Origin of the sequence: Bacillus sp. ZY-1-1, assembly GCF_003047165.1 — a bacterium.
GTDB classification, from domain to species: Bacteria; Bacillota; Bacilli; order Bacillales; family Bacillaceae; genus Bacillus; species Bacillus velezensis.
In genome coordinates, this window is the sequence record NZ_CP027061.1 from 1,236,608 (window position 1) to 1,251,996 (window position 15,389).

12 protein-coding genes are annotated in these 15,389 nt (G+C 47.1%); 11 read left to right on the top strand and 1 reads right to left on the bottom strand.

Annotation, left to right across the window (positions count from 1 at the left end):
• The first annotated feature begins 10 nt into the window (after positions 1 to 10).
• The 11 genes from ilvC (at position 11) to yihA (ending at position 14,848) form a co-directional block, all read left to right on the top strand.
• Positions 11 to 1,039, top strand: coding sequence for a ketol-acid reductoisomerase (ilvC, locus tag C5I45_RS06500; protein ID WP_003152600.1), 1,029 nt, complete (start codon positions 11 to 13; stop codon positions 1,037 to 1,039).
• Positions 1,026 to 2,582 carry a 2-isopropylmalate synthase gene (locus tag C5I45_RS06505; protein ID WP_107994283.1) on the top strand — a complete coding sequence of 519 codons (1,557 nt, stop codon included), beginning with the start codon at positions 1,026 to 1,028 and terminating at the stop codon, positions 2,580 to 2,582. The genes ilvC and C5I45_RS06505 overlap by 14 nt, the downstream gene beginning before the upstream one ends.
• Before the next feature lie 20 nt (positions 2,583 to 2,602).
• Entirely contained in the window at positions 2,603 to 3,700 is a 1,098-nt protein-coding gene (gene leuB, locus C5I45_RS06510; protein WP_024085663.1) for a 3-isopropylmalate dehydrogenase, read from the top strand.
• A gap of 49 nt (positions 3,701 to 3,749) precedes the next feature.
• Positions 3,750 to 5,168: a 3-isopropylmalate dehydratase large subunit gene (gene leuC, locus C5I45_RS06515; protein ID WP_003152606.1), complete on the top strand. Its 1,419-nt coding sequence runs from the start codon at positions 3,750 to 3,752 to the stop codon at positions 5,166 to 5,168.
• 15 nt (positions 5,169 to 5,183) lie between these two features.
• A complete protein-coding gene (leuD, locus tag C5I45_RS06520; RefSeq protein ID WP_007408146.1) occupies positions 5,184 to 5,783 on the top strand; it encodes a 3-isopropylmalate dehydratase small subunit in 600 nt (199 codons plus the stop codon).
• Positions 5,784 to 5,900: 117 nt separating this feature from the next.
• Entirely contained in the window at positions 5,901 to 6,905 is a 1,005-nt protein-coding gene (gene ddcA / locus C5I45_RS06525) for a DNA damage checkpoint antagonist DdcA (RefSeq protein WP_025853137.1), read from the top strand.
• 216 nt (positions 6,906 to 7,121) lie between these two features.
• Positions 7,122 to 8,396, top strand: a complete 1,275-nt coding sequence (gene tig / locus C5I45_RS06530; RefSeq protein ID WP_003152618.1) for a trigger factor — start codon at positions 7,122 to 7,124, stop codon at positions 8,394 to 8,396.
• Positions 8,397 to 8,667: 271 nt separating this feature from the next.
• The gene (clpX, locus tag C5I45_RS06535; protein ID WP_003152620.1) at positions 8,668 to 9,930 is read left to right on the top strand and encodes an ATP-dependent protease ATP-binding subunit ClpX; all 1,263 of its coding nucleotides are present in this window, start codon (positions 8,668 to 8,670) and stop codon (positions 9,928 to 9,930) included.
• Between the two features lie 150 nt (positions 9,931 to 10,080).
• Positions 10,081 to 11,739, top strand: a complete 1,659-nt coding sequence (gene lonB, locus C5I45_RS06540) for an ATP-dependent protease LonB (RefSeq protein ID WP_003152622.1) — start codon at positions 10,081 to 10,083, stop codon at positions 11,737 to 11,739.
• 200 nt (positions 11,740 to 11,939) lie between these two features.
• Positions 11,940 to 14,264, top strand: coding sequence for an endopeptidase La (lon, locus tag C5I45_RS06545; RefSeq protein ID WP_107994284.1), 2,325 nt, complete (start codon positions 11,940 to 11,942; stop codon positions 14,262 to 14,264).
• Positions 14,261 to 14,848 (top strand): ribosome biogenesis GTP-binding protein YihA/YsxC, encoded by a 588-nt coding sequence (gene yihA / locus C5I45_RS06550; protein ID WP_003152626.1) that lies wholly within the window; start codon positions 14,261 to 14,263, stop codon positions 14,846 to 14,848. Before lon ends, yihA begins: the two co-directional genes overlap by 4 nt.
• Positions 14,849 to 14,880: 32 nt before the next feature.
• On the opposite strand, the gene C5I45_RS06555 is transcribed toward yihA, so the two are convergent.
• Positions 14,881 to 15,372: a hypothetical protein gene (locus C5I45_RS06555; RefSeq protein ID WP_014305520.1), complete on the bottom strand. Its 492-nt coding sequence runs from the start codon at positions 15,370 to 15,372 to the stop codon at positions 14,881 to 14,883.
• Positions 15,373 to 15,389: the final 17 nt, after the last annotated feature.

Genomic DNA, 15,389 nt, shown 5'->3' on the forward strand with positions numbered 1-15,389 from the left:
AGAGATTAAAATGGTAAAAGTATATTATAACGGTGATATCAAAGAGAACGTATTGGCAGGTAAAAAAGTAGCGATTATCGGTTACGGTTCACAAGGTCATGCACACGCGCTGAACTTAAAAGAAAGCGGAATTGATGTCATTGTCGGCGTCAGACAAGGCAAATCATTTACACAGGCCCAAGAAGACGGTCATAAAGTCTTTTCGGTAAGAGAAGCGGCTGCCCAGGCTGATATCATTATGGTTCTTCTTCCGGATGAGCAGCAGCAAAAAGTATATGAAGCTGAAATCAAAGATGAATTGACGGCGGGCAAGTCATTGGTATTCGCACACGGATTTAACGTCCATTTCCATCAGATCGTGCCTCCTGCTGATGTGGATGTATTCCTTGTCGCCCCTAAAGGACCTGGACACCTTGTCAGAAGAACATATGAACAAGGCGCGGGCGTACCGGCATTGTTTGCCATCTACCAGGATGTATCAGGCGAAGCGAAAGATACGGCTCTTGCTTATGCAAAAGGAATCGGCGGAGCGCGTGCGGGGGTTCTTGAAACAACATTTAAGGAAGAAACGGAAACGGATTTGTTCGGTGAGCAGGCTGTTCTGTGCGGAGGTTTAACGGCGCTTGTCAAAGCGGGTTTTGAAACGCTGACAGAAGCCGGCTACCAGCCTGAACTCGCATACTTCGAGTGTCTGCACGAACTGAAGCTGATCGTAGACTTGATGTATGAAGAAGGATTGGCGGGCATGAGATACTCTATCTCCGATACGGCTCAATGGGGAGACTTTGTATCAGGACCGCGCGTAGTCGATGCGAAGGTAAAAGAATCGATGAAACAAGTATTAACGGATATTCAAAACGGTACATTCGCAAAAGAATGGATCGTGGAAAACCAAGTGAACCGTCCTCGTTTCAATGCGATCAATGCAAGCGAAAACGAGCATCAGATTGAAAAGGTCGGCAGACAGCTTCGTGAAATGATGCCGTTTGTCAAACAAGGCAAAAAGAAGGAAGCGGTGGTCTCCGTTGCGCAAAATTAATGTTTTCGACACGACCCTTCGTGACGGTGAACAATCTCCCGGGGTCAACCTCAATTCCCGGGAGAAACTGGCGATAGCCAAGCAGCTTGAAAGACTCGGGGTGGACATTATTGAAGCGGGATTTCCCGCTTCATCCCGAGGTGATTTTTTAGCCGTGCAGGAAATCGCAAGAACGATTAAAAATTGTTCGGTAACAGGGCTTGCCCGATCTGTCAAAGGTGACATTGACGCAGCCTGGGAAGCGCTGAAAGACGGGGTCAGCCCGCGCATTCACATCTTTATCGCCACCTCTGACATTCATCTGAAGCATAAGCTGAAAATGACGCGGGAAGAGGTTAAGGAAAAAGCGGTTGAAATGGTGAAGTATGCAAAAGAACGCTTTCCGATCGTTCAATGGTCGGCAGAAGACGCCTGCCGCACCGAACTTCCGTTTCTGGCTGAAATCGTAGAAGAAGTGATTGATGCCGGCGCGAGCGTCATCAACCTGCCGGACACTGTAGGTTACCTGACGCCTGCTGAATACGGAAACATCTTTAAATATATGAAGGAACACGTTCCGAATATCAGCCGGGTAAAGCTCTCCGCCCATTGCCACGATGATCTCGGAATGGCGGTTGCCAACTCACTTTCGGCAATTGAGAACGGCGCTGATCAAATTGAATGCGCCATTAACGGCATAGGAGAAAGAGCCGGGAACGCCGCGCTAGAGGAAATCGCCGTTGCGCTTCATGTCAGAAATGACGCGCATCAAGCCGATTCATCTCTCAATCTTCATGAATTGAAGCGGACGAGTGATCTTGTCAGCAAACTGACGGGCATGGCCGTTCCCCGCAACAAAGCAATCGTCGGAGATAACGCTTTCGCACATGAATCCGGCATTCACCAAGACGGTTTCCTGAAAGAAAAATCAACATATGAAATCATTTCACCGGAACTTGTCGGCGTGACTGCTGATGCGCTCGTACTCGGAAAGCATTCCGGACGCCATGCGTTCAAAGACCGCCTGAATGCGCTTGGATTCCAGTTTGATAGTGAGGAAATCAATAAATTTTTTACGATGTTTAAAGAACTGACCGAAAAGAAAAAAGAAATCACCGATGATGACTTGATTTCTCTTATTTTAGAAGAAAAAGTGACGGACAAAAAAATCGGCTATGAATTTCTGTCTCTGCAAGTGCATTACGGAACGTCTCAGGTGCCGACTGCAACAGTCTCTTTGAAAAATCAGGAAAACGAACAGCTGATGCAAGAGGCGGCAACGGGGGCGGGCAGCGTAGAAGCCGTTTATAATACGCTCGGGCGCTGCATCGATAAAAATATTGAACTGACAGACTACCGCATCCAATCCAACCGGAAAGGCGAAGATGCGCTGGCTCAAGTTTATGTCAGAGTGACCGTGAACGGAAAAGAAACATCAGGGCGGGGAATCGCGCAGGATGTTCTGGAAGCTTCTGCTAAAGCTTATCTGAACGCCGTGAACCGGCAGTTGGTGCTGGATTGCAATATAGACGGATTAAAGAGACGGACTGCGGTCGGCTCGTAATAGAAAGGAGAACGTTTGATTTGAAAAAACGCATTGCTTTGCTTCCAGGTGACGGAATCGGACCGGAAGTGGCGGAATCAGCGGCAGATGTATTGAAAAGAGTTGCCGAACAATTCGGACATGAATTTGAATTTGAAAACGGGCTGATCGGGGGAGCGGCGATTGACGCCCATCAAAACCCCCTTCCTGAGGAGACGGTGGCTCTTTGTGAAAGATCCGACGCCATCCTGCTCGGGGCAGTCGGCGGACCGAAATGGGACCAAAATCCTCCGGAGCTCAGACCGGAAAAAGGCCTGCTCGGCATCAGAAAAAAGCTCGGCCTGTTTGCCAATCTGCGTCCTGTGACCGTATTTGAAAGCCTGTCTGAGGCGTCTCCGCTGAAAAAAGAATATATCAGCGGCGTCGACTTTGTAATCGTCAGGGAACTGACGGGCGGCCTCTACTTCGGAGAACCGAGCAGACAGTATGTCAATGAAGCGGGAGAAAAGGAAGCGGTCGATACCCTTTTTTATAAGAAAGAAGAAATCGCACGCGTTGTCAGAGAAGCCTTTAAGATGGCTGCCGGCAGAAAAGGAAAAGTGACGTCCGTTGATAAGGCGAATGTGCTTTCTTCAAGCAGACTGTGGCGTGAAACGGCGGATGAAATCGCAAAAGAATTTCCTGATGTGACGCTTGAACATATGCTTGTCGATAATGCCGCGATGCAGCTCATCTACGCTCCGAGCCAGTTTGACGTCATCGTAACTGAGAATATGTTCGGCGATATTTTAAGCGATGAAGCCTCCATGCTGACAGGCTCGCTCGGCATGCTGCCGTCAGCCAGTTTATCAAGTTCAGGTCTTCACTTGTTTGAACCCGTGCATGGATCTGCGCCTGACATCGCCGGTAAAGGGATGGCCAATCCGTTTGCGGCGATTTTATCAGCGGCGATGCTTTTGAGAACATCTTTCGGACTTGAAAACGAAGCGCAGGCGGTGGAAAAAGCGGTCGCAAAGGTGCTTGCAGACGGCAGCCGTACACGTGATATCGCCCGGGACGGCCAATATGCCGGAACGCATGACATTACTGAAAAAGTAAAAGCCGCATTAGCCGGCTCGAATACAAAATCTATAGTGTGACGCTTTAAAGAAAGCGGTCTTAGTTCATAGGTAGAGGGAGGAAACAAAGATGATGCCTCGAACAATCATCGAAAAGATTTGGGATCGGCATGTTGTAAAAAGCGGTGAAGGAAAACCCGACCTTCTCTATATTGATCTGCACCTCATTCATGAGGTGACGTCTCCTCAGGCGTTTGAAGGGTTAAGGCAGAAGGGAAGAAAGGTCAGACGGCCGCAGAACACATTCGCGACGATGGACCACAATATTCCGACCGTCAACCGTTTTGACATTAAAGATGAAGTCGCAAAGCGCCAAGTAACCGCGCTTGAACGGAATTGCGAGGAGTTCGGCGTCCGTCTTGCGGATCTTCACAGCGCAGATCAGGGAATCGTTCATGTGGTCGGGCCTGAGCTTGGTCTGACACTTCCGGGAAAAACGATCGTTTGCGGAGACAGCCATACATCGACTCACGGCGCGTTCGGAGCGCTTGCCTTCGGTATCGGCACAAGTGAGGTGGAACATGTTCTTTCCACACAGACATTATGGCAGCAGCGGCCGAAAACGCTTGAAATCCGCGTTGACGGAACGCTCCAAAAAGGAGTGACAGCGAAGGATGTCATCTTGTCGGTCATCGGAAAATACGGGGTGAAATTCGGTACCGGATATGTCATTGAATACACCGGGGAAGTATTCAGAAACATGTCTATGGACGAACGCATGACTGTCTGCAATATGTCAATAGAAGCGGGAGCCCGTGCGGGACTGATCGCTCCTGATGACACGACGATTGAATACTGTAAAAACCGTAAATACGCGCCAAAAGGCGAGGAATTTGAAAAAGCCGCCGCAGAATGGAAAGCGTTAAAAACCGATCCGGGCGCCGTATACGATCATTCCATCGTGTTAGACGGCAGCGAGATTTCTCCAATGGTAACATGGGGTGTCAATCCCGGCATGGTTCTTCCGGTCGATGCCCAAATACCTGCGCCGGAAACGATTGATTCTGAAGACGGTAAAAAAGAAGCCATCCGCGCTTACGAATACATGGGGATCGCGCCGAATCAAAAAATTGAAGATATTAAAGTAGAGCATGTGTTTATCGGCTCCTGTACAAATTCACGGATGACCGATCTTCGCCAGGCTGCGGATATGATCAAAGGCCGAAAAGTCGCCGACAGCGTCAGAGCCATTGTGGTGCCGGGTTCTCAAAGCGTGAAACAGCAGGCCGAGGAAGAAGGGCTGCACCGCGTGTTTCTCGAGGCCGGCTTTGAATGGAGGGAATCAGGCTGCAGCATGTGCCTCAGTATGAACAATGATGTCGTGCCTGAAGGGGAACGATGCGCTTCCACTTCCAACCGCAACTTCGAAGGCAGACAGGGAAAAGGCGCGAGAACACACCTTGTCAGTCCGGCGATGGCGGCAATGGCGGCCATTCACGGGCATTTCGTCGATGTAAGAAAGTTTTATCAAGAAAAAACAGTTGTGTAAGGAGTGCGCGAAAAGATGGAACCTTTAAAAACGCATACGGGAAAAGCGGCCGTCTTAAACCGGATCAACGTCGATACGGACCAGATTATTCCGAAACAGTTTTTGAAAAGAATTGAAAGAACCGGATACGGCAGATTCGCGTTTTTTGATTGGAGATACCTTGAGAACGGTGAGCCTGATCCTGAATTTGAATTAAACCGCAAAGTCTATGAAGGCGCGTCCATATTAATTGCCGGAGAGAATTTCGGCTGCGGATCATCCCGTGAGCACGCTCCTTGGGCGCTGGATGATTACGGCTTCAAAATCATCATTGCTCCGTCATTTGCCGATATTTTTCATCAGAACTGTTTTAAAAACGGTATGCTTCCCATCCGTATGCCGTATGATCAGTGGAAAAAACTCGCCGGTCAATATGAAAATCAGTCTCTAAATATGACGGTTGATTTGGAAAACCAGCTCATTCACGACAGTGAAGGAAAAGAGATTTCATTTGAAGTCGATCCGCACTGGAAGGAAATGCTGATTAACGGTTATGATGAAATTTCATTAACGCTTCTGCTGGAGGACGACATTCAGCAGTTTGAATCGAAAAGAAGTTCATGGCTTCAAGCCTGAAAAAAGCCGCCCGGCATCTGTCCGGCGGCTTTTTTTACCGTGTGCATCATCCTTTCTTGTGTTTCATGACGCGTGTTGATACACTTGAACAAAATAGCGCCTGAAAGGAAATAAAGTATGACGCATGACAAGAAAAAAGCTGATATCATTCCTTTCCCCCGTCTGAAAGAACGCTTGGTTGATAAAGGGATGGCCGCCATGAAGGATAAACAGTATGAGGAGGCCCTCGAACTGTTTTCAGAGGCGGTAAGCCACGGCGATACCGAGTCCGACGTACATTTAGGCATGGCGATTTGTTTTCTGGAACTCGGGGAATTGGAAGAAGCAAAACAAGTTTGCGAGAAAATGCTGAATGAAGGGTACGGCCATTATTTCACCGTACTGCAGGTGTACATGACCATTTTAATTCAGCTGAAACAATATGAAGAAGTCAAAAGCACAATTGAAGCTGTGCTGGAAGAAAACCAGCTGCCCGCAGAAAGTGCGGAGCAATTCTACCGGCTGCTCGAATTCAGCCGCAAAATGACCGATCCCGATCAGCAGGAGGAGGCGTGGGAGGAGGAATACGAGGACATTCTTGATACGGAAAAAGTGCTGAACAGCCCCGCTGAACAAATGAATCTGATTCATTCTCTTAAAGACCGCAATATTGCAAAATACACGGGTCTCTTAAAAACGATTCTTCAAGATCCGGGCGCGCATCCTCTTATTAAGACAATGATTTTGACACTGATGGCGGAGCACGACTACAGTAAGCCGGTTCATATTACAAAATTCGGCGATTCAATGACCGCGATACCGAGTGAAACGGTCCAGCCTGATGCGGCTCCGATTTTGCATCGCGTTCTCCGGGTGCTTGATGAAACGCTGGGCAATGAAAACCCTACATTATATGCTGCCGTCGAGGAGCTGTGGAGAAGACATCTGTACGTCCTGCACCCTTTTATGCCGAAGTTTTTGAACGCGGATTTATGGGCGGCGGCGCTTCATAAGGTCGGTTACGAGATGCACGGCATTGACATTGAGCCGGAGGAACTTCATATGATGTACGAGTTTGACAGCCGCGAACTCGAAGAAGCCTGCACGATGATTAAGGATATTGAAGAAATTTCTTATTTGTAAATCACACCATATAGTTGAAAGCGGTAGGCGTTATGTTATAATATAGTGGTTGTATTTATGTATAGCGGTTTAACTGAAATGAGAATTACGGTTGGACAGGCTGCCAGTTCATTACATAATGATTCTGATTCAAAGCGGTTTTTTCTTTGACAAAGCCGCGGATTGCTTTAGAATGGAAGACCGACACAACCTGAATAGATTTTTGGAGGGAAACACATGTCTGTAAAATGGGAAAAACAAGAAGGCAACGAAGGCGTATTAACGGTTGAAGTTGATGCGGATACGTTCAAAACAGCTCTTGATGATGCATTTAAAAAAGTAGTAAAACAGGTTTCTATTCCTGGATTCCGCAAAGGGAAAGTTCCCCGCGGTTTATTCGAACAGCGTTTCGGCGTTGAAGCTCTTTACCAGGATGCTTTAGATATTTTACTTCCTGTAGAATACCCTAAAGCGGTTGAAGAAGCCGGCATTGAGCCTGTAGACCGCCCTGAAATCGATGTTGAAAAAATCGAAAAAGGCGAAAGCTTAATTTTCACTGCAAAAGTGACTGTAAAACCGGAAGTGAAACTTGGCGATTACAAAGGCTTAGGAATCGAAAAAGATGACACTGCCGTTACTGACGAAGATGTACAAAACGAACTTAAAGCGCTTCAAGAGCGTCAGGCTGAGCTTGTCGTGAAAGAAGAAGGCGCTGTTGAAAACGGCGATACAGTCGTTCTTGACTTCGAAGGTTTCGTTGACGGCGAAGCGTTTGAAGGCGGAAAAGCTGAGAACTACTCACTTGAAGTAGGATCAGGTTCATTCATCCCGGGCTTCGAAGAGCAGTTAACAGGCCTTGAAGCAGGCGCTGAAAAGGATGTTGAAGTAACATTCCCTGAAGAGTACCACGCTGAAGAGCTTGCCGGAAAACCAGCTGTTTTCAAAGTGAAAATTCATGAAATCAAAGCGAAAGAGCTTCCTGAGCTTAACGACGAATTCGCAAAAGACATTGACGAAGAAGTTGAAACGCTTGCTGAATTAACTGAGAAAACAAAAAAACGCCTTGAAGAAGCAAAAGAAAACGAAGCTGACGCTAAATTGCGTGAAGAGCTTGTTCTGAAAGCATCTGAAAACGCTGAAGCTGATGTTCCTCAAGCGATGATCGACACTGAGCTTGACCGCATGCTGAAAGAATTCGAACAGCGTCTGCAAATGCAAGGCATGAACCTTGAGCTTTACACTCAATTCTCAGGCCAAGACGAAAACGCGTTAAAAGAGCAAATGAAAGAAGATGCCGCAAAACGCGTAAAATCAAACCTGACTCTTGAAGCGATCGCTCAAGCAGAAAACCTTGAAGTAACGGACGAAGAAGTTGAAGCTGAGCTGACTAAAATGGCTGAAGCTTACAACATGCCGGTTGAAAACATCAAGCAGGCAATCGGTTCAACTGACGCGATGAAAGAAGACTTAAAAGTTCGAAAAGCAATTGATTTTCTTGTAGAAAACCGTTAATATGGTTCATAATAATAGACATAATAAAACAGGGCGCGATTAATTCGTGCCTTGTTTTGTACAATTATGATATAACTCTTTTTCTTGGGGCAAGATAGTCATTGCCGGGCTGTTTTTCGTCATACATATAGAATGTGCAAGTGCGAAACACATTGTTACCGTCTTACTGGAAAGTATGGTAAAATGCAATACATACTCGATCGTAGCAAGAACCGTTTTCTTTTGCCCTTCAGGTAAAAGAAAAAGTGAGACAAGATTAAGGGGTGAAAGAATGTTTAAATTCAACGAGGAAAAAGGACAATTGAAATGCTCGTTCTGCGGAAAAACGCAAGATCAGGTTCGTAAGCTGGTTGCAGGACCGGGTGTATATATATGCGACGAATGTATTGAGCTCTGTACAGAAATCGTAGAGGAAGAGCTTGGTACGGAAGAAGAAGTCGAATTTAAAGACGTTCCGAAGCCGCAGGAAATCCGTGAGATTCTGAATGAATATGTCATCGGACAGGATCAGGCGAAGAAATCACTTGCGGTTGCGGTATACAACCATTACAAACGCATCAATTCCAACAGTAAAGTGGATGATGTTGAGCTTTCTAAAAGTAATATTTCTTTAATCGGACCGACTGGAAGCGGGAAAACACTTCTTGCCCAGACGCTTGCGCGTATTCTGAACGTTCCGTTTGCGATCGCGGACGCTACATCTCTGACTGAAGCCGGATATGTCGGTGAGGACGTAGAAAACATCCTCCTCAAGCTGATTCAGGCAGCAGACTATGATGTGGAAAAAGCAGAAAAAGGCATTATCTATATCGATGAAATCGATAAAGTAGCGCGAAAATCTGAAAACCCGTCCATTACACGCGATGTATCAGGCGAAGGCGTTCAGCAGGCGCTGCTGAAAATTCTTGAAGGAACGGTTGCAAGCGTGCCGCCTCAAGGAGGACGCAAACATCCTCATCAGGAATTCATCCAGATCGATACGACGAACATTCTGTTCATTTGCGGCGGTGCATTTGACGGGATCGAACAAATCATCAAACGCCGTCTCGGACAAAAAGTCATCGGCTTCGGCTCTGATAATAAAGCGGCAGACCTGGAAAAAGAAGAACTGCTTTCTAAAGTTCTTCCGGAAGACCTGCTCCGTTTCGGTCTGATTCCTGAATTCATCGGCCGTCTTCCTGTCATTGCAAGCCTTGAGCAGCTTGACGAAACGGCACTGGTTGAAATTCTGACTAAACCGAAAAACGCACTCGTCAAACAATACAAGAAAATGTTAGAACTTGATGATGTCGAGCTTGAATTTGAAGGCGAGGCATTATCTGAAATTGCGAAAAAAGCGATCGAGCGTAAAACAGGCGCACGCGGCCTGCGTTCTATCATTGAAGGCATCATGCTTGACGTCATGTTTGATCTGCCGTCCCGCGATGATATTGAAAAATGTGTCATTACCGGAGCGACAGTCGCAGACGGTGAAGCGCCGCGTCTTGTATTAAAAGACGGCACTGTTGTCGGCCAAGATAAAACATCAGCATAACACGACAAAACCTCCTGACCCGAATTAATCAGGAGGTTTTTTTTCTTGTCCTGACCCTTCTGAAAATGTTTATTCCGGGCTTTGCTGGGAGATACTAGCGGACAGAGGAATGAATTGGATACATAAATCGTTTTTTTAGGAGGGACCAGCATGAGTTGGACAGGGATCGCATTATTTGTACAGCTGTTTTTCGGGATAGTCATCGGACTATATTTTTGGAATCTGCTCAAAAACCAGCGAACACAAAAAGTGACGATAGATAAAGAATCAAAAAAGGAAATGGAACAGCTGCGCAAAATGCGCGCCATCAGTTTATCAGAACCTTTATCAGAAAAGGTGCGGCCGAAAAGCTTTCAGGACATTGTCGGCCAGGAAGACGGAATTAAAGCGTTAAAAGCAGCGCTTTGCGGACCGAACCCGCAGCACGTCATTATTTACGGTCCTCCGGGAGTCGGTAAAACGGCTGCGGCGCGGCTGGTATTGGAAGAAGCGAAAAAGCATAAACAGTCACCGTTTCAAAAGCAGGCTGTTTTTGTTGAACTTGATGCGACGACCGCGCGATTTGATGAACGGGGGATTGCCGATCCGCTTATCGGTTCAGTGCATGATCCGATTTATCAGGGAGCGGGTGCGATGGGCCAAGCAGGCATTCCGCAGCCGAAACAGGGGGCTGTGACCCATGCTCACGGCGGGGTATTGTTTATTGATGAAATCGGCGAGCTTCACCCGATTCAGATGAATAAAATGCTGAAGGTGCTTGAAGACCGAAAAGTATTTTTAGACAGTGCGTATTACAGTGAAGAAAATACGCAAATACCGAATCATATCCATGATATTTTTCAAAATGGGCTTCCGGCGGATTTCCGTTTGATCGGTGCGACAACGAGAATGCCGACTGAAATTCCTCCGGCCATCCGTTCGCGCTGTCTTGAAGTATTTTTCCGCGAGCTGGAAAAGGATGAACTTAAAATCGTTGCAAAAAAAGCAGCCGACAAAATTCAGAAAGAGATTTCTGACGAAGCTCTCAGCGTGCTGACCGCATATACGAGAAACGGACGTGAAGCCGTCAATATGATCCAGATCGCTGCCGGCATGGCGGTGACTGAGGACAGAAAAGAAATCACGACTGAAGATATAGAATGGGTTGTTCATTCCAGTCAGCTCACACCTAAAAATGAGCAGAAAATCGCCGATGAACCGCAAGTCGGCATCGTGAACGGACTTGCCGTCTACGGGCCGAACAGCGGCGCATTGCTGGAAATCGAAGTGAATGTCACACCTGCGCAGGACAAAGGAAGCCTGAATATCACGGGAATTGCAGAGGAAGAAAGCATCGGCAGCCAATCGAAGTCGATCCGCCGCAAAAGCATGGCGAAGGGATCTGTGGAAAATGTGCTGACGGTTCTCCGCACAATGGGCATCAAACCTTCAGACTATGACATTCACGTCAATTTTCCGGGCGGAGGCCCGATTGACGGACCTTCAGCAGGTATCGCGATGGCCGCGGGGATTTTTTCCGCGATTCACCGCATCCCGATCGACCATACGGTGGCGATGACGGGAGAAATCAGCCTGACGGGGCTTGTCAAACCGATCGGCGGCGTCATTCCGAAAATTAAAGCCGCAAAACAGGCCGGAGCAAAAACGGTCATTATCCCATATGAAAATCAGCAGTCCATTCTGAAACGAATAGACGGAATCACCATTAAAGCGGTAAAAACGTTCCAGGAAGTGCTTGACGTCATATTGGTTGACCCTCCTTCAGAACAAAAACCGTTTGATATTCAAATGAATAAAGAATCCGTATAAACTCCATTTTTATAATGGGGTTTTTTTTATGGAGGACATCTTTTCCTTTTTCAGAACAGAAAGAAAGGGTATACTACGAAGAGACTGTTTTATATACAGGGCAGGCGGATAAGCCGATTAAAGCCCGATCCCGGAATTGTACAACGATGAAAAAGTTGTATTATAATGGTTCATACTAAAGTCACGGAGGTGTCAGTCACATGGCAGAAGATACAAAACGCAGCATCCCGCTCCTCCCTTTAAGAGGCTTATTGGTATACCCGACAATGGTTTTACATTTAGATGTAGGCCGTGACAAGTCGGTTCAGGCTCTTGAACAGGCAATGATGCATGATCATATGATTTTTTTAGCCACTCAGCAGGATATTTCGATAGACGAACCGGGTGAAGAGGATATTTTCGCCGTCGGCACTTATACAAAAATTAAACAGATGCTGAAGCTGCCCAACGGTACGATCAGAGTGCTTGTAGAAGGAATTCAGCGGGCGCAGATCCTTGAATACACCGAACTCGAAGATTATACTTCGGTCGATATACAGCTGATGCATGAGGATGATTCAAAAGACGTGGAAGACGAAGCGCTTATGCGGACGCTGCTGGACCATTTTGACCAGTACATAAAAATTTCTAAAAAAATTTCCGCAGAAACGTATGCGGCTGTGACTGATATTGAAGAGCCCGGCAGAATGGCGGATATCGTCGCTTCTCATCTCCCGCTGAAATTAAAGGACAAGCAGGACATTTTAGAAACGGCGGATATTAAAGAACGTCTGAATAAGGTCATTCGTTCCATTCATAATGAAAAAGAAGTGCTGGAGATTGAGAAAAAAATCGGTCAGCGCGTCAAACGTTCGATGGAACGCACTCAAAAGGAATATTATTTGCGCGAACAGATGAAAGCCATTCAGAAGGAGCTTGGCGACAAAGAAGGAAAAACCGGCGAAGTTCAGTCGCTCACGGAAAAGATAGAAGAAGCAGGCATGCCTGAGCGTGTCAAAGAAACGGCGCTTAAGGAATTAAGCCGTTACGAAAAAGTGCCGTCAAGCTCAGCGGAAAGCTCTGTTATCCGCAACTATATTGACTGGCTCATCGCCCTTCCGTGGTCGGATGAAACAGAAGATAAACTTGATATTAAAAAAGCCGGGGAAATCTTAGATAAAGAGCATCACGGCTTAGAGAAAGTGAAAGAGCGGATTTTGGAGTATTTGGCCGTGAAACAGCTGACGAAAACGCTGAAAGGGCCGATTCTTTGTCTCGCCGGACCTCCGGGAGTCGGTAAAACATCTCTTGCAAAATCAATCAGTACGAGCATGGGACGCCGTTTTGTGAGAATTTCACTGGGCGGAGTGCGCGATGAGTCTGAAATCCGCGGGCACCGGCGCACATACGTCGGGGCGATGCCGGGCCGTATTATACAGGGGATGAAAAAAGCCGGCAAACAAAATCCGGTCTTTCTCCTCGACGAGATCGACAAAATGTCGTCTGATTTCAGAGGCGATCCGTCTTCGGCGATGCTTGAGGTGCTGGATCCGGAACAAAACAGCACATTCAGCGACCACTATATTGAAGAGACGTTCGATTTATCGAAAGTACTGTTTATCGCGACTGCGAATAACCTTGCTTCCATCCCTGGCCCTCTCAGAGACAGAATGGAGATTATCAGCCTGTCAGGCTACACTGAAAACGAAAAGCTGGAGATCGTGAAAGATCACCTGCTTCCGAAACAAATCAAAGAGCACGGGCTCACAAAGAGCAACCTGCAGATTCGGGATCAGGCGATTACGGACATCATCCGCTACTACACGAGGGAAGCCGGCGTGAGAACGCTTGAACGCCAGATTGCCGCCATTTGCCGAAAGGCTGCGAAAGCCATTGTGTCTGAGGAGAGAAAACGCATTACCGTTACAGAGAAAAATCTGGCCGACTATCTCGGAAAACGGATATTCAGATACGGACAGGCGGAAACCGAAGATCAAATCGGGGTTGTCACGGGGCTCGCGTATACGACGGTCGGCGGAGATACGCTGTCAATCGAAGTGTCATTGTCACCGGGAAAAGGAAAGCTGGTTCTGACAGGGAAGCTTGGAGATGTCATGCGGGAATCAGCGCAGGCCGCTTTCAGTTATGTCCGTTCGAAAGCGGAACAGTTCGGAATCGACCCGAAATTCCATGAGAAGTATGACATTCATATCCATGTCCCTGAAGGAGCGGTGCCGAAAGACGGCCCTTCTGCCGGAATTACGATGGCCACGGCGCTCGTTTCAGCATTAACGGACCGTGCGGTAAAACGCGAAGTCGGTATGACGGGAGAAATCACGCTGCGGGGGCGCGTGCTTCCGATCGGCGGACTGAAAGAAAAGGCGCTCGGCGCGCACAGAGCGGGCCTGACCACTATTATTGCGCCTAAAGATAACGAAAAAGATATAGAGGATATTCCAGAAAGCGTCAGAGAAGGACTGAAGTTTATATTCGTTTCTCACCTGGATGACGTTTTGGAACATGCCTTAGTAGGAGAGAAGAAATGAAAGTCACAAAGTCAGAAATCGTGATCAGCGCGGTCAAACCCGAACAGTACCCTGATGGGGGGCTTCCGGAAATCGCGCTGGCGGGCAGATCAAATGTAGGAAAGTCATCTTTTATCAATTCATTAATCAATCGGAAAAACTTGGCCAGAACGTCATCAAAACCGGGGAAAACACAGACTTTAAACTTTTACATCATCAATGATGAATTGCATTTTGTCGACGTTCCCGGGTACGGATTTGCGAAGGTTTCCAAAAGCGAGCGGGAAGCATGGGGGAGAATGATTGAAACCTATATGACGACCCGTGAAGAGCTGAAAGCCTGCGTGCAGATTGTCGACCTCAGACACGCGCCGTCTGCTGAAGACGTGAACATGTATGAATTCCTGAAGTATTACGGCATTCCCGTCATCGTCATTGCGACAAAAGCGGATAAGATTCCAAAAGGAAAATGGGACAAGCACTTAAAGGTTGTCAAACAGACGCTTGATATGGATCCTGAAGATGAGCTGATTTTATTTTCCTCTGAAACGAAAAAAGGCAAAGATGAAGCATGGGGAGCCATTAAAAAAATGATCAGCCGGTAATGAAAAACCCAAAACGCAGTGCGTTTTGGGTTTTATCGTATAGTTTTGTTCCGCTTGATAAACAATAATAAAAGGCTGATTCCGATGAAAACATACGGCCAGTATGTTTTGAAGTGTTCCGTCGGAATATGGACGGACTCCAGCCACGCCGTAATTTGTTTAAAGAAGTATAAAAAGAGGGAAAAACCAATCATGGCAGCCGCTTCGTATACATATTCTTTTCTGGCAGCCGCAAATAAGGAGAATCCGAAGACGAAGAGAATCATTTCAAAATCTCCCGGCCACCATGAGAGCTCAGGTTTGGCGAAAAAGTGTAAACCTATGCCGAAAAGAAGCATGCCGATCAGGACGTGAGGCCCGGCCGCTTCCTTTTTGCCCTGATACAAGAGCACGGCCCCCAAGAGCATAAGGAGCACCGGCCATTCCCCCTGATTCGCAAACAGGTGAACCTGTCCGCTCTGAAGCCATGCAAATAATGAAGCGGCAAGCAGAAGTCCCGGTAATAAAATTGATGTTTTTTTCATCCTGTCACCTACCCGCA

Bases quoted from the DNA above. Each gene is read 5' to 3' on its own strand.
- ilvC (WP_003152600.1), top strand. From the start codon at position 11: ATGGTAAAAGTATATTATAACGGTGATATCAAAGAGAACGTATTGGCA.
- leuC (WP_003152606.1), top strand. From the start codon at position 3,750: ATGATGCCTCGAACAATCATCGAAAAGATTTGGGATCGGCATGTTGTA.
- leuD (WP_007408146.1), top strand. From the start codon at position 5,184: ATGGAACCTTTAAAAACGCATACGGGAAAAGCGGCCGTCTTAAACCGG.
- ddcA (WP_025853137.1), top strand. From the start codon at position 5,901: ATGACGCATGACAAGAAAAAAGCTGATATCATTCCTTTCCCCCGTCTG.
- tig (WP_003152618.1), top strand. From the start codon at position 7,122: ATGTCTGTAAAATGGGAAAAACAAGAAGGCAACGAAGGCGTATTAACG.
- clpX (WP_003152620.1), top strand. From the start codon at position 8,668: ATGTTTAAATTCAACGAGGAAAAAGGACAATTGAAATGCTCGTTCTGC.
- lonB (WP_003152622.1), top strand. From the start codon at position 10,081: ATGAGTTGGACAGGGATCGCATTATTTGTACAGCTGTTTTTCGGGATA.
- lon (WP_107994284.1), top strand. From the start codon at position 11,940: ATGGCAGAAGATACAAAACGCAGCATCCCGCTCCTCCCTTTAAGAGGC.
- yihA (WP_003152626.1), top strand. From the start codon at position 14,261: ATGAAAGTCACAAAGTCAGAAATCGTGATCAGCGCGGTCAAACCCGAA.
- C5I45_RS06555 (WP_014305520.1), bottom strand. From the start codon at position 15,372: ATGAAAAAAACATCAATTTTATTACCGGGACTTCTGCTTGCCGCTTCA.